Origin of the sequence: Nocardioides turkmenicus, assembly GCF_011045035.1 — a bacterium.
Taxonomy (GTDB): domain Bacteria; phylum Actinomycetota; class Actinomycetes; order Propionibacteriales; family Nocardioidaceae; genus Nocardioides; species Nocardioides turkmenicus.
In genome coordinates this window covers 262,006-284,284 of record NZ_JAALAA010000002.1, presented here as the reverse complement: position 1 = coordinate 284,284, position 22,279 = coordinate 262,006, and the positions used below count along the sequence as shown (strand labels likewise).

At 70.9% G+C, this 22,279-nt stretch carries 22 protein-coding genes; 8 read left to right on the top strand and 14 right to left on the bottom strand.

Annotated elements, in window-relative coordinates:
• Positions 1 to 35 precede the first annotated feature (35 nt).
• The gene (locus tag G5C66_RS03530; RefSeq protein ID WP_165109568.1) at positions 36 to 1,574 is read right to left on the bottom strand and encodes an AMP-binding protein; all 1,539 of its coding nucleotides are present in this window, start codon (positions 1,572 to 1,574) and stop codon (positions 36 to 38) included.
• A 46-nt stretch (positions 1,575 to 1,620) separates the two neighbouring features.
• Between G5C66_RS03530 and G5C66_RS03525 the strand changes: the two genes are divergently transcribed.
• Positions 1,621 to 2,238: a TetR/AcrR family transcriptional regulator gene (locus tag G5C66_RS03525; protein WP_165109567.1), complete on the top strand. Its 618-nt coding sequence runs from the start codon at positions 1,621 to 1,623 to the stop codon at positions 2,236 to 2,238.
• A gap of 132 nt (positions 2,239 to 2,370) precedes the next feature.
• Here G5C66_RS03525 and G5C66_RS26715 read toward each other — a convergent pair whose 3' ends face one another.
• From G5C66_RS26715 to G5C66_RS03495, 6 genes are all read right to left on the bottom strand, one after another.
• A complete protein-coding gene (locus tag G5C66_RS26715) occupies positions 2,371 to 3,120 on the bottom strand; it encodes a CoA-transferase (protein ID WP_165109566.1) in 750 nt (249 codons plus the stop codon).
• A complete protein-coding gene (locus tag G5C66_RS03515; RefSeq protein WP_165109565.1) occupies positions 3,117 to 3,941 on the bottom strand; it encodes a CoA transferase subunit A in 825 nt (274 codons plus the stop codon). Before G5C66_RS03515 ends, G5C66_RS26715 begins: the two co-directional genes overlap by 4 nt.
• The gene (locus G5C66_RS03510) at positions 3,938 to 4,882 is read right to left on the bottom strand and encodes an acyl-CoA dehydrogenase family protein (RefSeq protein WP_165109564.1); all 945 of its coding nucleotides are present in this window, start codon (positions 4,880 to 4,882) and stop codon (positions 3,938 to 3,940) included. Before G5C66_RS03510 ends, G5C66_RS03515 begins: the two co-directional genes overlap by 4 nt.
• Positions 4,879 to 5,838, bottom strand: coding sequence for an acyl-CoA dehydrogenase family protein (locus tag G5C66_RS03505; RefSeq protein WP_165109563.1), 960 nt, complete (start codon positions 5,836 to 5,838; stop codon positions 4,879 to 4,881). The genes G5C66_RS03510 and G5C66_RS03505 overlap by 4 nt, the downstream gene beginning before the upstream one ends.
• The gene (locus tag G5C66_RS03500; protein WP_165109562.1) at positions 5,835 to 6,965 is read right to left on the bottom strand and encodes an acyl-CoA dehydrogenase family protein; all 1,131 of its coding nucleotides are present in this window, start codon (positions 6,963 to 6,965) and stop codon (positions 5,835 to 5,837) included. Before G5C66_RS03500 ends, G5C66_RS03505 begins: the two co-directional genes overlap by 4 nt.
• 118 nt (positions 6,966 to 7,083) lie before the next feature.
• Positions 7,084 to 7,929 carry an enoyl-CoA hydratase gene (locus G5C66_RS03495; RefSeq protein ID WP_165109561.1) on the bottom strand — a complete coding sequence of 282 codons (846 nt, stop codon included), beginning with the start codon at positions 7,927 to 7,929 and terminating at the stop codon, positions 7,084 to 7,086.
• A 47-nt stretch (positions 7,930 to 7,976) separates the two neighbouring features.
• Here G5C66_RS03495 and G5C66_RS03490 point away from each other — a divergent pair, with 47 nt between their 5' ends.
• The 3 genes from G5C66_RS03490 to G5C66_RS03480 are packed head-to-tail and all read left to right on the top strand — an operon-like array spanning position 7,977 to position 11,110.
• Positions 7,977 to 9,155, top strand: a complete 1,179-nt coding sequence (locus tag G5C66_RS03490) for an acyl-CoA dehydrogenase family protein (RefSeq protein WP_165109560.1) — start codon at positions 7,977 to 7,979, stop codon at positions 9,153 to 9,155.
• Positions 9,152 to 9,946: an SDR family oxidoreductase gene (locus G5C66_RS03485; protein WP_165109559.1), complete on the top strand. Its 795-nt coding sequence runs from the start codon at positions 9,152 to 9,154 to the stop codon at positions 9,944 to 9,946. Before G5C66_RS03490 ends, G5C66_RS03485 begins: the two co-directional genes overlap by 4 nt.
• A 15-nt stretch (positions 9,947 to 9,961) precedes the next feature.
• Complete coding sequence (locus G5C66_RS03480) at positions 9,962 to 11,110, top strand: acetyl-CoA C-acetyltransferase (RefSeq protein WP_165109558.1); 1,149 nt, start codon at positions 9,962 to 9,964, stop codon at positions 11,108 to 11,110.
• Here G5C66_RS03480 and yidC read toward each other — a convergent pair.
• From yidC to G5C66_RS03455, 5 genes are all read right to left on the bottom strand, one after another.
• Positions 11,094 to 11,939 carry a membrane protein insertase YidC gene (gene yidC / locus G5C66_RS03475; protein ID WP_165109557.1) on the bottom strand — a complete coding sequence of 282 codons (846 nt, stop codon included), beginning with the start codon at positions 11,937 to 11,939 and terminating at the stop codon, positions 11,094 to 11,096. The genes G5C66_RS03480 and yidC overlap by 17 nt on opposite strands.
• A gap of 58 nt (positions 11,940 to 11,997) precedes the next feature.
• A complete protein-coding gene (locus G5C66_RS03470) occupies positions 11,998 to 12,285 on the bottom strand; it encodes a hypothetical protein (RefSeq protein WP_165109556.1) in 288 nt (95 codons plus the stop codon).
• Positions 12,286 to 12,320: 35 nt separating this feature from the next.
• Complete coding sequence (locus G5C66_RS03465) at positions 12,321 to 12,890, bottom strand: GNAT family N-acetyltransferase (RefSeq protein WP_165109555.1); 570 nt, start codon at positions 12,888 to 12,890, stop codon at positions 12,321 to 12,323.
• A gap of 16 nt (positions 12,891 to 12,906) precedes the next feature.
• Positions 12,907 to 13,977: a nitronate monooxygenase gene (locus G5C66_RS03460; RefSeq protein ID WP_165109554.1), complete on the bottom strand. Its 1,071-nt coding sequence runs from the start codon at positions 13,975 to 13,977 to the stop codon at positions 12,907 to 12,909.
• Positions 13,978 to 14,200: 223 nt separating this feature from the next.
• Positions 14,201 to 14,944, bottom strand: a complete 744-nt coding sequence (locus G5C66_RS03455; RefSeq protein ID WP_165109553.1) for an enoyl-CoA hydratase family protein — start codon at positions 14,942 to 14,944, stop codon at positions 14,201 to 14,203.
• A 112-nt stretch (positions 14,945 to 15,056) separates the two neighbouring features.
• On the opposite strand from G5C66_RS03455, the gene G5C66_RS03450 reads away from it, so the two are divergent.
• Positions 15,057 to 15,938, top strand: a complete 882-nt coding sequence (locus tag G5C66_RS03450) for an SDR family oxidoreductase (protein ID WP_165109552.1) — start codon at positions 15,057 to 15,059, stop codon at positions 15,936 to 15,938.
• Positions 15,939 to 16,040: 102 nt separating this feature from the next.
• Here the strand turns inward: G5C66_RS03450 and bla are convergent, their stop codons facing one another.
• Positions 16,041 to 16,919, bottom strand: coding sequence for a class A beta-lactamase (gene bla, locus G5C66_RS03445; RefSeq protein WP_165109551.1), 879 nt, complete (start codon positions 16,917 to 16,919; stop codon positions 16,041 to 16,043).
• Positions 16,920 to 16,996: 77 nt separating this feature from the next.
• On the opposite strand from bla, the gene G5C66_RS03440 reads away from it, so the two are divergent.
• Genes G5C66_RS03440 through G5C66_RS03430 form a run of 3 tightly spaced genes read left to right on the top strand, consistent with a single transcriptional unit; the run spans position 16,997 to position 20,199 of the window.
• Complete coding sequence (locus G5C66_RS03440; protein ID WP_338144053.1) at positions 16,997 to 17,926, top strand: LysR family transcriptional regulator; 930 nt, start codon at positions 16,997 to 16,999, stop codon at positions 17,924 to 17,926.
• On the top strand, positions 17,926 to 18,849 hold the full coding sequence (locus tag G5C66_RS03435; RefSeq protein ID WP_165109549.1) for a serine hydrolase: 924 nt from the start codon (positions 17,926 to 17,928) through the stop codon (positions 18,847 to 18,849). The genes G5C66_RS03440 and G5C66_RS03435 overlap by 1 nt, the downstream gene beginning before the upstream one ends.
• 54 nt (positions 18,850 to 18,903) lie before the next feature.
• Complete coding sequence (locus G5C66_RS03430; protein ID WP_338144052.1) at positions 18,904 to 20,199, top strand: MFS transporter; 1,296 nt, start codon at positions 18,904 to 18,906, stop codon at positions 20,197 to 20,199.
• Here G5C66_RS03430 and G5C66_RS03425 read toward each other — a convergent pair.
• Positions 20,196 to 22,259 carry an acyltransferase family protein gene (locus tag G5C66_RS03425; protein ID WP_165109547.1) on the bottom strand — a complete coding sequence of 688 codons (2,064 nt, stop codon included), beginning with the start codon at positions 22,257 to 22,259 and terminating at the stop codon, positions 20,196 to 20,198. The two genes, G5C66_RS03430 and G5C66_RS03425, sit on opposite strands and share 4 nt — an antisense overlap.
• Positions 22,260 to 22,279 lie beyond the last annotated feature (20 nt).

The following is a 22,279-nucleotide window of genomic DNA, read 5'->3' as shown; positions in this document are numbered from 1 at the left end:
CCGGAAACCTATACCCCCGCCCCGTGGGGTGTCACCTATTTTGGGGGGTTTCGCAGGTCCGTCTTCAGCACCTTGCCGCTGGCGTTGCGCGGGAGGCTGTCGACCAGCACGTACGTCCTCGGCTGCTTGTAGTTGGCCAGGCGGTCCTTGAGCCAGGTCGCGATGGCGTCGGCGGTCAGGCCGTCGTCGTGAAGGACCACGAAGGCCTTGCCCACCTGGCCCAGACGGGCGTCGGGGACGCCGATGACCGCGGCCTCGACGATGCCGGGGTGAGCGGCGAGGGTGTTCTCGACCTCGGCCGGGTAGACGTTGAAGCCGCCGACGGTGAACATGTCCTTGATCCGGTCGGTGATCTTCAGGCAGCCGTGCTCGTCGAGGTAGCCGACGTCGCCGGTGTGGAGCCAGCCGTCCTCGTCGATCGCCTCGGCGGTGGCTTCGGGGTTCTCGAAGTAGCCGAGCATCACGTTGTCGCCGCGGATCCAGACCTCGCCGTCCTCGCCCGGCTCCGCGTCCGTGCCGGCCGCGGTGACGGTGCGGATCTCCAGCCCCTCGACCGCGGGCCCGACCACCTTGGCCACGTGCTCGGGGTCCTCACCGGGTCGGGTGGTGGTGGCGACCATGCACTCGGTCAGGCCGTACGCCCCCTTGACCTCGTCGATCCCGAGGATGTTGCGCATGTCGGCGAAGAGGCTCTCCGGGACGCTGGCGGCGCCGGCGATCGCGAAGCGCAGGCTCGAGATGTCGTAGGCCTCGAGGTCGTCATGGTTGATCAGCGTGGTGAAGATCGTCGGGGCTCCGGGGAGGACGGTGATCCGCTCGTCCTGGATCAGCTTCAGCGCCTGGGTGGGGTCGTAGGTCGCGATCGGGTAGACCGTGCTGCCGGCGGTGAATGCCGCGACGAAGCCCGCCTTGTAGCCGAAGCCGTGGAAGAACGGGTTGACGATGGCGTAGCGGTCGTCGGGGGAGAGCGCGGCGCCGCGTGCCCAGACGTCCGCGACGCCGATCGTCTGGCGTTGGGCGCTCATCACCCCTTTCGGCTTGCCCGTGGTGCCGGAGGTGAACAGCAGGTCGGCGAGGGTGTCGGGGGTGACGGTCGCTTTAGCGTCCGAGAGACGCTTTTCGGTCGTGTCGTCGCCTCTCGCCAGGAACTCGTCCCAGCCGGTCGCCAGGTCGACGACGGTCAGCAGGTGCTCGGGGAGCGGTCCGGCGTCGTGGAGCATCTGGACGTAGTCGGTGCCCAGGAAGCCGTTGACGGTGATCAGCGCGGCCGCTCTCGAGCGTTCGAGGATCTCGCGTGCCTCATGCCCCCGGTAGCGGGTGTTCAGCGGCACCACGGCCGCCCCGATCGTCTGCGCGCCGAGGACCGCGACGGGGAACTCCCAGCGGTTGGGGGCCCAGATCCCGACCCGGTCGCCGCTGCGTACGCCGCTGGCGAGGAAGGCACGCGCGGCCCTCTCCGCTGCGTCCGCGAGCTCGGTGTAGGTGAGCGTCGTGGGGCCGTCGACGATCGCCGGGTGGTCGGCGTACGTCTGCTTGGCCTTCTCGAGCAGGGCAGGGATCGTGCGCGGGGTCACCCGGGCAAGCGTAGTTGAGCAACTGCTTGTTTGGTAGACTTCGTCCATGACTGACACGGGGGTTGCGCCGAGAAGGCGGGGGACGGCGTCGGGGTCGTCGCGACGAGCCGAGCTGCTCACGCTGGCCGGCGAGATGTTCGCGACCAAGGGGTTCTCCCAGACGACCGTACGCGACATCGCCGACGCCGCGGGGATCCTCTCCGGCTCGCTCTACCACCACTTCCGCTCCAAGGAAGCGATGCTGACCGAGCTGCTGTCCGAGTTCCTCGACGGGCTCAACGCGCGGTTCACCGAGATCGTCGAGACCGGCGTCGACCCGAAGGCCGACCTGGATGGGCTGATCGCGGAGTCGTTCCGGACCATCCACAACGAGCGGCTCGCGGTCGCGCTCTACCAGAACGAGGCGTCCTTCCTGGCGACCGTCGAGGGTTTCGAGTTCGTCGCCGAGCGCTCCCGCGACAACGAGGCGCTGTGGATCCAGGTGATCGAGGCCGGCCAGTCCTCGGGCGTCTTCCAGGCCTCCCTCGACCCGGCGCTGACGTATCGCTTCATCCGCGACGGCGTCTGGTCCACGGTCTCCTGGTATCGCCCCGGCGGACGCCACACCCCTGAGACGCTGTCGGAGCAGTATCTGAAGCTGCTCCACGCCGGCATCCTCGCCTGATCCGCTGGTCGAGCCGCGAGGCCGCCTGCGGCCGAGCGTGTCGAGACCAACACAGTCCTGTCGAGCGCCGAGGGGACTGTGTTGGTCTCGACACGCCTTCGCCTAGCGGCTCCGGCGGCTCGACCAGCGGCTTTATGGGACTTCGTTGAAGCGGAGGCCCTTCGGGTCTTCCGCCACGATGATCTCGAGCTCCTCGGCAGTGGGCTCGCGGGTGAGCGGTGCGTCGGCGGCGTCGATGGGGAAGCCGGTGGCTTCCTGGAGCTCCTCGGGGGTGACGCCGGGGTGGATCGAGTCGACCTTGACGAGCCCGGACTCGTCGTAGCCGAAGACGGCGAGGTTGGTGACGATGACGCCGAGGTCGTGATACTTCGCCGCCGTGCCGACCGCGCGGTCGTTGCCGACGCCGCTGGCGACGTCGACGCGGTCGACGAAGATGCGGGCGGAGTGCTTGGCGACCCAGTAGTCGACGCGGTGGTTGACGGTGTTGCCCGGAGCGCCGCGTACGCCGATCAACTGACGCTTCGGCTGCCGCCAGTCGCCGATCGAGGAGATGTTCTGGTTGCCGTAGCGGTCGATCTGGCTGGCACCCATCATCGAGTGCCGGCGGCCGCTGGCGACGATGTCGAAGATGCTGCGGAACGGCACCCACGCCTCCGGCGTGCCACCGGCGGCCGCGGTCTTCAGCAGCGGCGGGGCCTCGGCCATCATGAACGCCTCGCCGTCGCTGAGCGCGAGCTCGGGGGTGTGGGTGGCCTTGGCCAGGCGTACGCCGATGGCCGGGACGATCCCGACGGCGTGGGCGAGCACCTCGCCGGAGCCCTTGAAAGCGTCGGAGACGGCGGCGACGCAGACGTCGGCTCGGGTGATCGTCTGGGTGGTCACAGGTAGCGCTCCTCGAACTCGGTCCACTGCTCATCGGATTCGGACTTGGCTGCGGCGGCGTACGCCTTCTGGAACTCCTCGTCGCGCCCGTAGTCGGGGTCGCAGCTGGTGAAGTGGGCGCCGCCGGGCGCCTCGACGACGTGGTTCACGAAGATGCGCGGGACCAGGAGGGACTGCGGCGGGGCCTTCGCGGTCAGATCGTCGGTGGAGACGACCTGCTCGACCGACATGATCGTGGTGTCGGCGGCCATCGCGAAGAGGTCGTCGAAGTAGGGGTCGGGACCGAGGTACTGCCCGTTGCCCGCCGCGTCGGCGCGGTTGAGGTGGATGAGCGAGACGTCGAGGCGGAGGCCGGGGACGGCGACGTACTCCTCGTCGTCGTAGGGCGACCTGACCGTCTCGAGGTCGGGGTTCATCGCCATCACGTCGCTGCCGAGACCGGCGCGGATCGGCTGGAAGCTGAGCCGGTTGGCGCCCGCTCGCAGGCCGGCCACGAACATGCCCTCGTCGTACTCGCTCGTCTCCGGGATCTCGCCCCGCTCGCGGGCCCGGGTGAAGTTGGGGTCGAGCGGGATCGAGTCGAGGCTGACGAAGCCGTAGACCAGCTTGCGGATCTTCCCGGCGCGCGCGAGCAGACCCACGTCGGGGCCGCCGAACGCGACCACGGTCAGGTCGGTGATGTCGCTGCGGAGGATCTCCTTGACCAGCGCCATCGGCTTGCGGCGCGAGCCCCAGCCACCGATGCCGATGGTCATCCCGGACTCGAGCTTGCCGGCGACCTCGGTGAGGGGCAGCGTCTTGTCGATGGGGGTCTTGTTCACGTGTCTCCTCGGAAGAGCTGGGCGGTGGCGTGAGCGCGCTTGAAGTAGAGGTGGGCGTCGTGCTCCCAGGTGATCGCCACGCCACCGTGGAGCTGGATCATCTCGGCTGCGACCTGCGAGAACGCGTCGGAGCACCAGGTCTTGGCGGCGCGGATGAGACGTACGTCGGGGGCTTCCTGGGTCAGCTCCCAGGCTGCCGCCCAGCTCATCGTCCTGGCCGTCTCGACCTGGACCAGCAGATCGGCGCAGCGGTGCTTGAGCGCCTGGAACGAGCCGAGCGGGCGACCGAACTGGTGGCGTTCCTTGAGATAGGCGACCGCACGCTCCAGTGCCTCGCGCGCGGCACCGGCCTGAAGGGCGGTCATCATGGTCGCGCCGACGGTCGTGACGTACGCCGGGTCGACGGTGCCCACGGCCTCACCATCGCCGACCGTGACCGTCCCGAACCTCCAGGTCGGGTCCAGCGCCGGGACCGGGGTGATCGTGACCGGTTCCGCGGCATGGACCTGGTCGCCACGGAAGACGAGGAGGATCTCCGCGCCGACCGCGTCGATGACGACATCGGAGCCGGGGACCACGACCGCGGCCGTGGCCCCACCGGCGATCCGCTCCAGCAGCTCACCGGCGGCAGGGGTCCCGGCGGCGGCCAGGACCTGGGTCGCCAGCAAGGTGCCGACGAACGGCGACGGCGTGAGCGTGGCGCCGAGCTCCTCGAGCACGAGATGGGCCTCGATGTAGGAGCACCCAACGCCGCCGTACGCCTCAGGCACCGCCAACGCGGTCACCCCGATCTGCTCGGCGAGGGTCTGCCACAGGGTCGTGTCGTAGCCCTCGGGCGTCGCGATCGCGGCCCGCAGGTCCATCGAGGCGGCCCGCTTGGCGATGAGGGTGTGGACCGTCGCGACCAGATCGGTCTGCTCCTCGGTGAGCGCGAACCTCATCGGGCCTCCACCAGCCTGTCGTCGATGAGCAGAGCGAGGATCCGCGCGCGATGCTCGGCCGGGGTGCCCCAGGCGCCCACCAGCGCGCGCACCTTGAGGATCCACAGGCTCAGGTCGAACTCGCGGGTGTAGCCGATCGCGCCGTGGACCTGGAGCGCGGTGCGTGAGGCCAGGTACGCCGCGTCGCCGGCCGCCACCTTGGCGGCCGAGATGTCTCGCGGGGCGAGGGTCAGGCTCGCGTGGTGCACCAGCGGGGCGGCGAAGTCCAGGGCGACGCGTACGTCGGCCAGCAGGTGCTTCACCGCCTGGAACTCGCCGATCGGGCGCCCGAACTGCGTCCGCTGCTTCACGTACGCGACCGAGTCGTCGAGCAGTCTGAGGCCGGCGCCGAGGAGCTGGGCCGAGCAGGCGAGGGTGCCGAGGTCGAGGGCCGGTGCGGGGTCGATCGTCGCGACCTCCTCGCCGATGGTGACGTCGAAGAGCCGCCGGGTCGGGTCGACCGATCGCTGCTCGGAGCCGGGGTCCGCTCGGCGCAGAGTCGCACCCAACGCATAGGTCCGCTCGGCGACATCGGCATCGAGGGCTCGTGATCCTGTGGCCACGGACACCAGCGCCTCACCTGCGGCGAGCCGCTCGAGCAGGTCCGCATCGGGGGTGTCCGTGAGTAGCCGCGGTGCGACCGCGATCGACTCGATCCACGGCCCCGGGACGCCGTGGTAGCCGAGCCGCTCGAGGGCGACCGTCAGGTCTGTCGGGGTCGCTCCCATGCCACCGAGCTCCTCCGGCACCAGCAGCCCGGTGACACCGAGCTCGGCGAGACGCTGCCACAGCTTCAGGCCGGCCGAGTGGTCACCGGCCGCCCAGGCGCGCGACGCGGACGGGACGTCGGCGGCACCGAGCAGGTCGTCGAGTGCTTCGGAGAAGGCATGCTGCTCCGGCGTACGTCCGAATCTCATCGGCCACCCCTCGGCAGGCCGAGCACGCGCTCGGCGACGATGTTGCGCTGGATCTGGTTGGTGCCGGCGTAGATCGGGCCGGAGAGGGAGAAGAGGTAGTCGTCGGCCCACGGACCGGAGAGCTCCGCGTCCGCGCCGAGCAGGGACAACGCGGTCTCGTGGAGCGAGAGGTCGAGGTCGGACCACCACAGCTTGTTGATCGAGCCCTCGGCGCCGACCGAGCCGCCGGCCTCGACGTGGGTGACGGTGCCCCAGGTGTAGAGACGGTAGGCCTCCGCGCCGATCCAGGCGTCGGCGACCTGGTCGCGCAGGTGCGGCTGCGGGTCGGTCGCCCACAGGTCCAGCAGCCGGCCGGCCGCGGCGCAGAAGCGCCCGGGGGAGCGCAGGGACAGGCCGCGCTCGTTTCCGGCGGTCGACATCGCGACCTTCCAGCCCTCACCGACGCCGCCGAGCACGTCCTCGTCGGGCACGAAGACGTCGTCGAAGAAGATCTCGGCGAACCCCGGCGTGCCGTCGAGCTGGTCGATCGGTCGGACCGTGACGCCGTCGGCGTCGAGCGGAAAGAGGAAGTACGTCAGCCCTCGGTGCCGCTCGGCCTCCGGGTCGCTCCGGAACAGGCCGAAGCCGCGGTCGGCGAACGGCGCCCGGCTGCTCCAGGTCTTCTGGCCGTTGAGCCTCCAGCCACCCTCGACGCGGGTGGCGGTCGCACGGAGCGAGGCCAGGTCGGAGCCGGCCTCGGGCTCGGACCAGGCCTGTGCCCAGACCAGGGTGCCGTCGGTCATGTCGCGCAGGTAGCGCTTCTTCTGTGCCTCGGTGCCGTGGCCGAAGATGATCGGCGCGAGCAGCGAGATGCCGTTCTGGCTGATCCTCGTCGGGGCCCCACAGAGGTAGTACTCCTCCTCGAAGATGACCCACTCGGTCAGCGACGCGTCGCGCCCGCCGTACGACTCGGGCCAGGTGACGACCGACCAGCGGCCGGAGGCCAGGGTGCGTTCCCACTCGCGGTGGGCTGCGGCGCCCTCGGCCGTGTCCATCGACGGCAGTCGGCCGGGGTTGTTGGCGGCGAGCCAGTCGCGGGCCTCGAGCCGGAAGGTCTCCTCGGCCTCGGTGAACTCCAGGGTGCTCATTGGGCTCCTCGCTCGCTGTAACACGTCGTTCGTTGCACTATCCGGTCGTTCTGGACGGGCGAGTAGTCCCACGAACGACGTGTTACAGGGGCGCGGCGCGGCCCGCGTACGTCGATCCTCATGACTTCATCGACCTCGCGTCCATCCCCGCGAGCGAGTCCTTGCCGACCTCGGCGTTGTGAGCGTGGGCGGCGTGGTGGAGGCCGAAGACCGAGTCCATCCCGGCGCGCATGCCCATCAGGTCCTCGGCCTGGTTGACCGCCTTCTTGGCCAGCGCCAGACCCAGGCGCGGCATTTCTGCGATCTTTCCGGCGAGCGCGAGCGTCTCGGTCTCGAGATCGTCGCGCGGCACGACATGGTTGACCATCCCCCAGGCTTCCGCCTGTGAGGCCGAGAAGCGGCCGCCGGTGAAGAGCATCTCCTTGGCGGCGCGGGGGTTGGTGACCCACGGGTGGGCGAAGTACTCGACCCCAGGGATGCCCATCTTGACCACCGGGTCGGAGAAGAAGGCGTCGTCGGAGGCGACGATGAAGTCGCAGGACCAGGCCAGCATCAGACCGCCCGCGATGCAGGCGCCCTGCACCATCGCGATCGTCGGCTTCGGGATCTCGCGCCAGCGGCGGCACATGCCCAGGTAGACCTCGGACTCGCGCGCGAACCGACTGTCCACACCCTCCTTGCCGACGTGGTCCCACCACATCACGGCCTTGCGCTCGAAGCTCTCGTCGATGTCGCGTCCCGGGGTGCCGATGTCGTGGCCGGCGCAGAAGTGCTTGCCGTTGCCGCCGAGGACGATCACCTTGATCTCGTCGTCGTCGGTCGCCCGGGTGAACGCCGCGTCGAGCGCGTAGGTCACCTTCGAGTTCTGGGCGTTGCGGTATTCGGGACGGTTCAGCCGGACCACCGCGACGGGTCCGTGGGTCTCGTACGTCACGACACTGGTCTCGGTTGGGCTGGCAGTCATGCCGCAGACGCTACCAAACAAGTGCTTGGTTTGGTAGGTTGTCCGGCATGGACCTGACCTACTCCACCGAGGACGAGGCGTTCCGTGCCGAGGTGCGCGAGTGGCTGGCCGACCATCTGGTCGGCGAGTGGGCGGCGCTGCGAGGCACCGGCGGCAACGGGCGCGACCACGAGTCGTACGAGGGCCGGCTGGCGTGGAACCGCTACCTGGCCGCCCACGGGTGGACGTGTCTGGGCTGGCCCGAGGAGCACGGCGGGCGCGGCCTGCCCCTGTGGCAGCAGGTGATCTTCCACGAGGAGTACGCCCGGGCGGACGCCCCGGTGCGGGTGAACCACCTCGGCGAGGAGCTGCTCGGCCCCACCCTGATCGCCCATGGCACACCCGCCCAGCAGGAGCGGTTCCTGCCCAAGATCGTCGCGGTCGAGGAGCTGTGGTGCCAGGGGTACTCCGAGCCCGGTGCCGGCTCCGACCTCGCCGGGGTGCGCACCCGTGCCCGGCTCGACGGCGACCGGTGGGTCGTCGACGGGCAGAAGGTGTGGACGTCGAACGCCCACCTCTCCGACTGGTGCTTCGTGGTCTGCCGCACGACGCCCGGCTCCGAGCGCCACCACGGGCTCTCCTACCTGCTCGTGCCGATGGCACAGGACGGGGTCGACGTACGACCGATCCAGCAGCTCACCGGCACCTCCGAGTTCAACGAGGTCTTCTTCGACGGCGCCGAGACCGCGGCCGACCTGGTGGTCGGGGAGCCCGGCGACGGCTGGAAGGTCGCGATGGCGACCCTCGGGTTCGAGCGCGGCGTCTCCACGATCGGCCAGCAGGTCGGCTTCGCGCGCGAGCTGGAGACGGTCGAGGAAGCGGCCCGTGCGAACGGCACCATCGACGATCCCGGCATCGCCGCGCGACTCGCTCAGGCACATGTCGGGCTGGAGGTGCTCCGGCTGCACGCGCTGCGGACACTGTCTGCGTACGACTCCGGGTCCTCGGGCCCCGAGGCGAGCGTCTCCAAGCTGCTCTGGGCCCGGTGGCACCGCGAGCTCGGCGAGCTGGCGATGGACGTCGTCGGCCTCGCCGGACTGACCACCGGCGACGGCTACGCGCTCGACCCGCTGCAGTCGCTCTACCTCTTCTCCCGTGCCGACACGATCTACGGCGGCTCGGACGAGATCCAACGGAACATCATCGCCGAGCGAGTCCTCGGCCTGCCCAGAGAGGCGCGTGCATGAAGCCCGAACAGCCCACCCCCGCGTACGTCCCCGGCCACTCGCTCCTGGAGGGGCGGGTCGTCGTCGTGACCGCAGCCGCCGGTGCGGGCATCGGAGCCGCGGTGGTGCGGAAGGCGCTCGAGGAGGGCGCCAAGGCGGTCGTCATGTCGGACACCCACGAGCGGCGGCTCAAGGAGTCCGTCGACGCGCTCGGGGAGGAGTTCGGGACTGACCGGGTCACGGCCGTGACCTGCGACGTCACCCAGGAGGACCAGGTCCAGGCGCTGCTCGACGCGGCCGACCCCTTCGGTGGCGTCGACGTGATGATCAACAACGCCGGGCTCGGCGGGACCGCGTCGGTGCTGGAGATGACCGACGAGCAGTGGTCGAAGGTTCTCGACATCACCCTGACCGGTACGTTCCGGTGCATCCGGGCGGTCGGGCAGCGGTTCGTGGCCTCCGGGAAGCGTGGCGTGATCGTCAACAACGCCTCCGTGATCGGCTGGCGGGCGCAGGAGGGGCAGGCCCACTACGCCGCGGCCAAGGCCGGGGTGATGGCGCTGACCCGATCGGCCGCCGCCGACCTCGCGCCGCACGGGATCCGGGTCAACGCGGTCTCGCCGTCTCTGGCGATGCACCCGTTCCTGGAGAAGGTCACCTCGCCCGAGCTGCTCGTCGAGCTCAAGGGCCGCGAGGCGTTCGGCCGTGCGGCCGAGCCCTGGGAGGTCGCCAACGTCATGGTCTTCCTGGCCAGCGACTACTCGTCCTACATGACCGGCGAGGTCGTCTCCGTCTCCAGCCAGCACGCCTGATCGAGAGGATCACACATGCCCGAGGCCTTCATCGTCGACGCCGTTCGTACGCCCGTGGGGAAGCGAGGTGGCGCGCTCGCCGGGATCCATCCCGCTGATCTCGGCGCCTACTCGCTGGCCGCGCTCGTCGACCGCACCGGGATCGACCCGGGGGCCGTCGACGACGTGATCATGGGTTGCTGCGACACGATCGGGGGCCAGGCCGGCGACGTCGCACGGACCGCGTGGCTGGTGGCCGGGCTGCCCGACCACGTACCCGGCGTGACCATCGACCGGCAGTGCGGCTCCTCGCAGCAGGCGGTGCACTTCGCGGCTCAAGGGGTGATGTCGGGGACGCAGGACCTCGTCGTCGCCGGTGGGCTGCAGAACATGTCGGCGATCCCGATCTCGGCGGCGATGCTGGTGGGCGCCGAATACGGCTACACCACCCCGTTCGCCGAGTCGCCCGGCTGGTTGAAGCGCTACGGTGACCAGGAGGTCTCCCAGTTCCGCTCCGCCGAGATGATCGCGGAGAAGTGGGACATCTCCCGTGAGGACATGGAGGCGTATGCGCTCGCCTCGCATCAGCGCGCCAAGACCGCGATCGCCGAGGGGCGGTTCGACCGCGAGATCGTTCCGGTCGGTGACTTCGCTGTCGACCAGTGCCCGCGCGAGACGTCGCTGGAGAAGATGGCCGCGCTGGAGCCGCTCGCTCGCGGTGGACGGATCACCGCGGCCGTCGCCTCGCAGATCTGCGACGCGTCCTCGGCGCTGCTGGTGGCATCGGCTGCGGCCGTACGCACCTTCGGCCTGACCCCGCGAGCCCGGATCCACCACCTCTCTGTCCGCGGTGACGACCCCGTCTGGATGCTCACCGGCCCGATCGAGGCGACTCGTCATGCCCTGGGCACGACCGGCCTGACGGTCGACGACATCGACCTGTTCGAGTGCAACGAGGCCTTCGCCTCCGTCGTCCTGGCGTGGATGAAGGAGCTCGACGTCCCGCATTCGAAGGTGAATGTGAACGGCGGTGGCATCGCCCTGGGCCACCCCATCGGCGCCACCGGCACCCGGCTGATGACGACCCTCCTCAACGAGCTCGAGCGCACCGGCGGCCGCTACGGCCTGCAGACCATGTGCGAGGGCGGCGGGCAGGCGAACGTCACCATCATCGAGCGGCTGTGAGCGCTGCCCGCTTCCCGGCTCGTTTCTCGGCCCGCGTCGCAGCGCGCTTGGCGGCGGGGGAGCCGGGGGTGGGGAACCAGCGGTGGACGACCGCGACCTGACCAGCGGTCCACAGGCCGCTGATGACCCAGTAGACGAGCAGGGCGAGCGGGACGGTGCTGCCGGCGAGGAGCATGCCGGCAGCGGAGATGACGGGCATCAGCTCCTGGACGCGCACCATCGTCTCGGGCATGTCGGTGAGCACCATGTTGGGCAGGACCCACAGCCGCTGGCTGAGGTAGCTGACCGCGGCGGCGGTGGCGGCGAGGCCGAGGGTGATCACCAGATGGGTGGTGTCGCCGGAGAGGTAGCCGTGGCCGGTGAGCGGCGTGCCGAGGAAGGTCGCGGCGCCGAGCGAGTCGACCAGTGAGTCGTTCATCGCGCCGACCGCGTTGCTCCGGCTGACGTCGGAGAGCAGGTGGTAGAGCGCCAGGAAGATCGGCAGCTGGGCGAAGGCGGCGAGCATGGCGAAACGGGGTACGCCGTGCTCCTCGTTGATCTTGCGCCGCTCCTCCATCATCGCCATGACGTCGGCCTGGCTCGAGCTGCCCTTGGCGGCCTGCTTCTGGTATTTCTTCGTCAGCTCCTGGAGCTGCGGGCGGGCACGGGCGGCGGCGTGGGCGTGGCGTACGCCTCGGATCGTGAGCGGCAGCAGGACGAGCCTGACCAGCACGACGACGGCGGCGATCGCCAGCAGCCAGCTGGCGTTGTCGCCGGCGAAGGCGAGGACGTGGTGGGCGCCGGCGAGGACGGCGGCGAGGGCATGCGACAACGGGGCGAGGACAGACATGGGTGTGCTCCTGAGATGAGTGGGTAGGACTGACGGGCCGCCGGGTGCCGGCGAGGGGTCAGTCCTGCTCAGGAGCGCGCGGTCGGCGCGGGGAGCACACCGGGTCGGTGACCCGGGCGGCGAGGTGGCGAGGTCCGTCGGAGGCGTCGCTCGGGGCCGTCGCATGGGCCCTGACCAGGGCGAACGCGCCGACGTTGTGGATCGCGCCGACCGCGACGGCTGCGAGCGCGGTCGAGACGGCGATGGTCAGCAAGGCCTGCTCGGGGTCGACGCTCATCAGCGCCGGGAGCATCAGCGTGAAAAGCGCGACGAGCGCGATGCGTACGCGGCTCGTCTCGGTGTTCACGACCCACACTCTACCGATCGGGCCCAACCGGCCGGTCAGGTCAGCTCGCGCCGCATCAGGACGCGCGGGTGTCCGGCGAGGACCGAGGTCGTGTCGGCCGCCCAGGTGAAGCCGGCCGCCTCGAAGTTCTTGCGGATCCCGGCGTACGCCATGGTCTGGTCGATCTTGGCGCCCTGGTTGTCGAGCGGGTAGGCCTCGACGGCGGGAGCGCCGTGCTCTCGGGCGAAGTCGACGGCGCCCTCGATGAGCGCGTGCGAGATGCCCTGGCCGCGATGGCCCGGGCGGACCCGGATGCACCACAGCGACCAGACCGGAAGGTCGTCGACGTGCGGGATCTTGCGGTTGCGGGCGAAGGAGGTGTCGGCCCGGGGTGCGATCGCGGCCCACCCGACGGGCTCGTCGCCGTCGTAGGCGAGCACGCCCAGCGGCCCCTGCTCGAGCAGCGTACGGACGTATTCGCCGCGCTCCGGACCGTGCAGCTCGTTGTTGAGCTTCGACGGGATCCGGTAGCTCAGGCACCAGCAGACGCTGGCGTCGGGGCGCTTGGGGCCGACCAGGGTGCGTACGTCCTCGAACACGGTCGCCGGGCGAACCTCGATCGTCATGGGGCCAGCCTGATGGTCAGGCCAGGGTCGCGTCCACATGTTTGAGGCGGTCCACGGCCTGGGTCACGATGCGGTCGACGAGTTCCTCGCAGGTGGGGAGGTCGTCGAGGAGACCGACGACCTGGCCGCTGGAGAGCATCCCGGCGTTCGTGTCGCCCTCGACGAGCCCGGCGCGCAGCAGCATCGGGGTGTTGGCGGCGAGGACGACCTCGGCCCAGGTGCGGTCGCCGCCGTGGACCATGTTCCGGCCGTCCTTGACGAGTGTCCGCCAGGGGAGGCCGGACATCTCCTTGAACTGTCGTGTCCGCTTGATCGTGCGGAGCAGCTTCGCGGTGACGCCCTCCTTCTCGAGGGTGTCGATGAACTCGGTGCGCAGCACACGGTGAGGCATGCCGTCGGCCTTCGTGGTCACGACGGTGCCGTCGAGCCCGAAGCTCAGATATCGCTTCCGTACGTCCTCGGGGACCGCCGAGTCGGCGGTGAGCAGGAACCGCGTGCCCATGCCGATGCCGGCCGCGCCGTAGGAGAGGGCCGCGGCCAGTCCGCGGCCGTCGAAGAAGCCGCCCGCGGCGACGACCGGGATGTCGACGGCGTCGAGGACGCTGGGGAGGAGCAGGGTGGTCGGGACCGTGCCGGTGTGGCCGCCGCCCTCGCCGCCCTGGATCATCACCATGTCGGCGCCCCAGCTCGCCACCTTCTTGGCGTGCTTGGCCGCGCCGATCGAGGGCATCACGACGATGTCGTGTTCCTTGAGCGTGCTGATCAGCTCGGGCTTGGGCGCGAGGGCGAAGCTCGCGACCTTGACGTCGTGGTCGATGAGGAGCCGACATCGGTCGGGGGCGTCCGAGGCGTCGGCGCGGAGGTTCACGCCGAACGGCTTGTCGGTGCGGCCCTTGACCTCGACGATCGCCTTCTCGAGCTCATCGAGGGTCATCGTCGCCGACGCCAGGATGCCGAGGGCGCCTGCGTTGGCTGTCGCGGAGACCAGGCGCGGGCCGGCGACCCAGCCCATGCCGGTCTGCACGATCGGGTGGTCGACGCCGGTCAGCTCGGTCAGCGGCGTACGGAATGTCGGTGATGTGGTCACGAGAGCTCCTCGCTCCTGCGCCGACTCGGCGCTTCTGTCCCGAAAAATCGCGCCGAGTCGGCGCAAGTGTTCCAGCGTGGTGGCTCGAGCCGGCGCAACTGTCTCGGGAAATCAGCTCGCGTCGGCGTGTGGGGCTGGGACAGACGCGCCGACTCGACGCCGGGGCGCGGGGCAGAAGCGCCGACTCGGCATGAGATCTTGGGACAGTTGCGCCGGGTCGGCATCACTTGCCGTCCTTCACGAAGGCGTCGCGGCGCTCGTCGGCGACGCCGGCGAGGTTGAGCTCGAAGGTGAAGCCCTGCTCGAAGCGGTAGGAGGCGTTCACGTCGACCGGGTCGATGCCGTTGAGCGCGGCCTTGGCGGCGCGGATGACCTGGGGATCCTTCTTTGCGATCTCCCTGGCGATCTCGAGGGCCTTGTCGTCCAGGTCGTCGCGGGGGACGACCGCGTGGACCGAGCCGAGCTCGTGGAGGCGCTGGGCGGTGATGGTCTGGGCGGTGAAGTAGAGCGTACGCAGCATGTGCTGCGGCACCAGCCGGCTCAGGTGGGTGGCGGCGCCGAGGGCTCCGCGGTCGACCTCGGGCACTCCGAAGTAGGCGTCGTCGCTGGCGACGATCGTGTCCGCGTTGCCGACCAGGCCGACGCCTCCGCCGAGGCAGAAACCGTTGACCGCGGCGATGACCGGGACCGGGCACTCGTAGATCGCCTTGAAGGCCGCGTAGCAGCCGCGGTTGGCGCCGAGGATGCCCTCGAACCCCTCGATCTCCTGCATCTCCTTGATGTCGACGCCGGCGTTGAAGCCCTTGCCCTCGGCGCGCAGGATCACGACCCGGGCGCCGTTCTCGGCGGCGGTCGTGACCGCCTCGGCGACCTCGAACCAGCCCTTGACCGGCAGCGCGTTCACCGGTGGGTGGTTCATCGTGACGACGGCGATCTGCTCGTCGGTGAACTCGGTGGAGATGCCCATGCCGTCCGTCCTCGGATCCGTGCTGCCTAACCTAGCGATTGCTTGGTAGCCTAGCAGTTGCTTGGTTCACGCTGGCAAGACCGACGTACGTATCGACGCAGGGAGCACTCACATGACCGGACTCTTGGACGGCCGGATCGCGATCGTCACCGGAGCGGGGCGGGGGATCGGCCGGGCGCACGCGCTCGAGCTGGCCCGCCACGGCGCGAAGGTGGTCGTCAACGACTTCGGCGTCTCGCTCGCGGGCGAGGGCACCGGCGAGTCGCCCGCGGACCAGGTCGTCGCCGAGATCGTCGCCGCAGGTGGGGAGGCGGTCGCCAACGCCGCCGACGTCGCCGACTTCGCGGCGGCGGAGGCGATGGTGCGACAGGCGGTCGAGACGTACGGAGGTCTGGACATCCTCGTCAACAACGCCGGCTTCGTACGCGACCGGATGCTCGTCAACACCTCCGAGGAGGAGTGGGACGCGGTCATCCGGGTGCACCTGAAAGGCCACTTCGCGACGCTGCGGCACGCGGGTGCGTACTGGCGCGCGGAGTCGAAGGCCGGGCGGCAGCGGGAGGCCCGGGTCATCAACACCTCCTCGGGCGCGGGCCTGCAGGGTTCGATCGGGCAGGGCACCTACTCCGCCGCCAAGGCCGGGATCGCCGGCCTCACCCTCGTCGCCGCCGCCGAGATGGCGCGCTACGGCGTCACCGTCAACGCGATCGCGCCGGTCGCGAAGACCCGGATGACCGAAGGCGCCTTCGACACCTCCGCGATGGCGCTTCCCGAGGACAACTCGCCGGTCGTCGCCTGGCTCGCCTCCGAGGACGCCCGCGACGTCACCGGGCGGGTCATCGAGATCGACGGTCCGCAGATGACCGTCGAGAACGGGTGGGCCCACGGCCCCTCCGCCGACGCCGGCGCACGCTGGAATGCCGCCGAGGTCGGTCCGGCGCTCCGCAAGCTGCTCGCGCAGGCGCCGGTTCCGGAGAAGGTGTACGGAGCCTGATGCCCGACCGCCGCACGTGTAACACGTCGTTCGTTGCACTATCCGGTCGCTCTGATAGGGCGAGAAGAGTTACGAACGACGTGTTACAGCTCGCGCGGCGAGTCAGCCGAGCTCCGCGCAGACGGTCGCCGCGATGTCCTCGAGCGGCTTGTCGAGCGGCGCAGCCGTGGGGTCGTCGGAGCGGGTGAGGGCGGCGATGACGATCGGGGCGCCGTCGGGGGTCCAGGTGACCCCGACGTCGTTGCGGGAGGCGTAGTCGCCGCCGCCGGTCTTGTCGGCGAGCCGCCAGCCGGCCGGGACGCCGGCACCGAACCGGGTGACGGTCGACTGGTTGGCCAGCATCCAGGTGATCAGCTGGTCGCGGTCGCCGCGGTCGAGGGCGTCGCCGAGCACCAGCTTGGTGTACGTCTGCGCGATCGCGCGCGGCGAGGTGGTGTCGCGCGGGTCGCCCGGGATCGCACTGTTGAGGTCGGGCTCCCAGCGGTCGAGCCGGCTGACGGTGTCGCCGAGCGACCGGGCGAACCGGGTGACCCCAGCGGGGCCGCCGATCAGGTGGAGCAGCTCGTTGGCCGCGGTGTTGTCGGAGCGCGTCATCGTCGCCTCGGCGAGCTGCGCCACGGTCAGGCCGTTGCGCGTCGTGACCGAGGTGACCGGGGAGTTGACGACGACGTCGGCGGCGTCCCAGGTCAGACGCTGCTGGAGCGTACGCGCGGGCAGGTCACGCAGGATCGCCGCCGTGAGCAGCGTCTTGAAGGTCGACAGCATCGGGAAGCGCTCGTCGGCACGGTGCTCGATGACGCGTCCGGTCCGCATGTTCTTCGCCCAGACGCCGAGGCGACGCTGGTGCGTCTGCTCCAGAGCGGCGATCGAGGGGTGGTCGGTGGCGTACGCAGCGGGGCTGGCGGCTCCGGCGGCGGCGACGGCGGCGGCGGTGACGGCTCCGCCCAGGAGGGTGCGACGGCTGAGGATCGGGTGAGTCATGCAGGCATCGTGACGCTGCCGCGGCGACGGCGTCCAAGGACGATCCGGCATGGACGTATGCATCGCTGACATGGGACGTGCTGTGGCCGATCAGCCATCCTGTACGCGTGGACCTACTGCTTCACCTGCGCGGCTTCACCGCGGTCGCTGACGAGATGAGCGTCTCCGAGGCCGCCCTGGAGCTGGGCGTCGACCAGCCGCTGCTCAGCCGCCGGCTGCGGGCCCTCGAGCGCGAGCTCGGCGTGGAGCTGCTCGACCGCTCCCGGCGCCAGATCGCGCTCACCCCGGCCGGTGCCGCGCTGCTGCCGCGCGCCCGCCACCTGATCGATCAGGCGGACCATCTGCTGCGCAGCATCCGCCGGCACGAGCGTGAGCCCTTTGTGGTCGCGGTGCCGTCCGGCTGCGACCCCGCCCCGCTCGCCGCGTTGGTCGCACTGCTGGAGAAGGAAGGCGTCGACGTACGCCTCGCGACCACGACCGACGCGCCCCCGGAGTCGGCGGCCTGGACGGTCGAGCCGTGCGACCCCGACGCGGCCACCTGGGTCACCCCGCTCGGCGCCGCGACCGCCCCCACCGCCGCCGTCACCGCCGCCGTCACCGCCGCCGTCACCGCCGCCACCGAGCAGAGGGTGTCCTTGAGCTCGCTCCGCCCCCGCCGAGGCGGAGCCCGTACGCAGCTCCTGGCCCTCCCGCGAGACCTCGACGATCCCGGCGACCGCCTGCGACGGCAGGCCGACCGGGCGGGCATCGGGCCGACCGCCCTGCGCCGCGCGCCGCACCGGCTCGCGGCGGCCGAGGCCTTGGCGGGCCGCGGCACCTTGGTCTGCGCTCGGCACGAGGCGGTGACGTACGGGTTGAGCTGGTCGCCCTTCATCGACCCGGTACGCCGCGGCCACCGGCTGGTGGAGCAGCCGCCGGTCCCCGGGCCGCTGGCCGAGGGTCCGGTGCGCGAGCAGGCGCTCGCCCTGCTCGGGGCGTGCGTCGGCGCCTCGGAAGCAGGTGCCTGATGAGCCCGCTGGTCGGCAGCGACCGAGGCCTGATCGACCTCGCCGAGGTCGCCGCCGAGCGCTTCCGGGACCTCCGGGTCCGGGCCGAGTTCCTGGCCCGCGACATCGACACCGGCCTGGAGGTCGGCGTCGGCGTCGACAGGCCGATGCCTTTGGCCTCGGTGGCCAAGGTGCCCCTCGCGCTGGTCGTCGCGGACCGGATCGCCCGCGGCGAGATCGACGGCGCCACGATGGTGACGCTGCCCGCGGCGGAGCGGAGCTACGGGCCGTACGGCATCTCGGCCTTCACCCACGATGCGACCTGCTCGGTCGCCGACCTGATGCTGATGATGCTCGCCCTCAGCGACAACGCCGCCGCGGACGCGCTCTTCGCGATGGTCCCGCCGCGCGAGGTCGACGAGCAGCTCGCCGAGTGGGGCGTGGAGGGGCTGCGGGTGCGGCACCGGATGCAGCCGATGTACGACTACGCCACCCGCGTCGCCGGGCACGACTTCGCCCTCGCCACCCAGCTCGCGGTCGAGGGCCGGCGCCCGGGCGGGCGGCACGTCATCGACTCTCTCGACGTCGAGCGTGCCACGGTCGGCTCGCCGCGCGCCTGCGTCGACCTGCTCGAGCGGGTCTGGCGTGACGAGGTCGCCAAGCCGGAGGCCACCGAGATGGTGCGCCGGCTGATGGGCAAGCAGGTCTTCACCCACCGGATCGCCGCCGAGCTCCTCGCCGACGACATCCAGCTCGCCGGCAAGACCGGCGGTTTCCTCACCCTTCGCCACGAGATCGCCGTCGTCACCCACCCCGGCGGCCGGGTCGCCATCGCCGTGCTCACCGACTCCGACCGCACCGCCCGGATCCAGAACGACGTCGATCTCGCCATCGCCGCCACCGCCCGCGACGCCGTCGACGCCCTGGCCTCCCGCCGAGCCTGAGCCTCGGCCGTAAACCGGATGCTTCTCGTCCGGTGGCGGTGGTGCAATTGTCCAGTGCCCGCCCTGCCCGGTTTCCTCACCAACCTGATCCCGCCGACGCCGTTGTCGAAGCGTCTGGCGACGCAGTCGCTGCTCTTCGCAGCAGGGGACGGGACGTTCAACACCGCGGCCGCGTTCTACCTGGTCGCCTTCGTCGGGCTGAGCCCGGCGCAGATCGGCATCGGCCTGACGGTCGCCGGGATCGCGAGCTTCCTCACCGCCTACCCGATGGGCCGGCTGGCCGACGTCGTCGGCCCGAAGCGGGTCTGGGCGATCAGTGCCCTGATCAGCGCGTCGATGTTCGCGACGATGCCGTTCATCCACGGCTTCTGGGCCTACCTCTGCGTCATCGTCGTCTTCGAGGTGGTCAACAACGCCGGCGGTGCCGGCCGGAATGCGTACGTCCTCGACGTCCTCCCCGACAAGGAGCGGGTCGAGACCCAGGCGTTCATGTACTCGAGCCTCAACCTCGGCTTCACCATCGGCGCCCTGATCGCCGGTATCGCGCTGGCGCTGGACACCGACACGGTGCTCAAGTGGGGCGTGCCGTTCTTCGCGCTGGCCATCGGGATCGCCAACTCCGTCTGGATCTCCCGGCTGCCGAGGGCGCCGCACGAGGAGCGCCGCGCCGCCGGCGAGGTCACCGAGAAGCTGCCGGGTCCGGGCGCGCTGCGCAACGTCGGCTGGCTCCTGGTGACCACCTTCACCGGCACGCTGTGGACCAACCAGGTGCTGCTGCACACCGTGATCCCGCTGTGGCTGGTCGAATACACCGACTCGCCGCGCTGGCTGCTGGCCTGGCTCTTCGCGACCAACACGGTGCTGTGCATCATCCTCCCGGCCTACACCTCGAAGGGCGTCCACAGCGTCCGCGACGCGTTGCGGCGCGTGTGGTGGAGCAGCGGGTTCTTCGTCGCGGCCTGCGCGATCACGCTGGTCACCCACGACACCCGCGGCATCCTCACCATCTTCCTGGTCTGGCTCGGCCACGTCGCCGTGACCGGCGCGGAGCTGGCCATCGGCTCGGCGAGCTGGGCATTCCAGGCCGAGCTCATGGACCCCGACCGCCGGGGCGAGTACGAAGGTGTGGCCGGCATCGGCCGCCAGCTCGGCGGCGCGTGGGCGCCGGCTCTGTTCACCTTCCTCGCCATGGGCTGGCACCCCGACGTCTACAGCGGCGCCGGCTGGATCGTGATCGGCGCGATCGTCGTCGCTGCCGCGGCCGCCATGGGTCCCTCGACCCGGATGGCCGTACGTTTCAAGCAGACCCACTTCCCGCGCGAGAGCGAGCCGGAGCCGGCCGCCGCCTAGCCCGGACCGGGGGAGCGGCGCAGGATCCGGGCGATCCGGTCGCCCAGGTAGGGCGCCAGCGTCTCCGCGTAGAGCGGGGAGATGTGGAAGCCGTCGAGGTAGACCTCCAGGTTGCCGACGACGGGCGAGCACCGCCTCGCGCCGCAGAAGTAGGAGGTCAGGTCGACGTGGTGGGCGTTCGTCGCCAGCCGGGTGGCGCCCAGGCTGCCGTCGTCGCGTACGACTGTCTCCCGCCGGCGTGAGCACTCGGTCGCGGCAGCGAGCCCGTGGTCGTCGATGCACGGCTGGACCACCCGCGCGAACAGCGCGCTGCTGCCCTCGAAGATGGGCGAGTCCTGGACCGCGATCACCGGGACCGACGGGTCCGGCCTGGTCGCCCACGCCTCCGCCATCCCGCGGCTGACCGCCTCGACGTCGCTCTCGCCGGGCGAGACCTCGACGCTCACCAGGCTGGAGTGGACCACGACGTACGCGTCGATCCCCTCCTCCGAGGCGATGTACGCCGCCAGCTTCTCCTTCCACCGGTCGCAGAGCTCCACGCTCGACTCGGGCGTACCGACGCGGTCGCGGGCGTTCCAGTGGCAGCCGGCGCGGCCGGCCACGTCGATGCGCCAGCCGCGGCTCTCGGCGATGGCACGGTAGGCGGGCACGAACTGGTGGTTGTGGGAGTCGCCGATGGCGAGCAGCCGCCGGGTGTAGCCGGTCTTCGGGCCGAGCGTGCAGACCTTCAGCGCGACGGGCCGCTCCTTGTTGGACCAGCACGCCGACCCGTCGGGAGCCTGGTAGCCCAGGCTCGCGTCGATCAGCGTCGACGGGCGCTCGCAGTCGGTGAGCGCCGGGTCGAGCGCGGCGGCGCCGATGCAGCCCGCGTAGCGCTCGGCGGCCGCGACCGCCGCCGCCTTCCGGGCGGCGTCCCGGCGCTCCACCTCGCCGGTGACCGCCAGCGTTCCGCCCACCACCACGGCGAGCACCACGGGCACCGTCACCAGCCGCACCACGCCGGTGAACGGCGGACCGATCCGGGTGACCGGCCGCTCGACGTACCGATGGGTGAGCCAGGCCAGCACCGCCGATCCGGACAGGACGACGGTCGCGGCGAGGAGGCTCGTGCGGGTCGCGTACGTCCAGCTCAGCCAGGCCACCAGCAGTGGCCAGTGCCACAGGTAGAGCGGGAAGGAGATGTCGGCGACGAACCGCAGCGGCCTCACCGCGAGCAGCCGCTGCGGCCCCCACCGGGCGGATGATCCGGAGCCGAGCACGACCAGCAGCGCCCCGCCGACCGGCCACAGCGCCCACGGGCCGGGGAAGAGCGCAGCGCCGTCGAGCACGAACCCCGAGGTCGCGACGAGCAGCAGCCCGAACCAGGCGAGCACCGGCCGGGCCGCTCCCGGCGGCCGGATCCGGTCGAGCCCGAGCGCGAGCAGTGCGCCCGCGCCGAGCTCCCAGAAGCGCGCCCAGGAGTGGAAGTACGCCACCTGCTGGTCGGCCGCCCCGAGCCGCCACGCGAAGACGAACGACGCGACGGTCGCCACTGCCACCACGACCGCCATCACGACCCGGAGCCGCCTCCGCGCCAAAGCCCCGAGGACGACCACGACCACCGGCCAGACCAGCAGGAACTGCCCCTGCACCGCCAGCGACCAGAAGTGCTGCAGCGGGCTCGCGCTCGGCCCGGCGGCTCCGTAGGCGAGCTGGGACCGGATCATCTCCCAGTTCAGGACGTACGCCGCCGACGCAGCGACCTCCCGCAGCGTCGAGCTCCACATCGACCGGGGCATGACCGCCACCATCAGCACCGCCGTCCCGGCGAGCACGACCAGCATGGGAGCCGACAGCCGCAGGAACGTACGCCCGTAGTGGTCGGCCAGCCGCAGCTCGGAGGCCGCTACCCGGCGGACCAGCGAGCGGGTGACCAGGAACCCGGTCAGCGCCAGGAAGACGTCGACACCGCCGGAGACGCGGCCGTTGCCGAAGAGGTGGAAGACCACCACGAGCGCGAGCGCGAGTCCCCGCAGGCCGTGGATCTCGGCGATGCGCTGAGACGACGGCGGCTGCGGCATCGGGTCACGGTAAGGGTGGC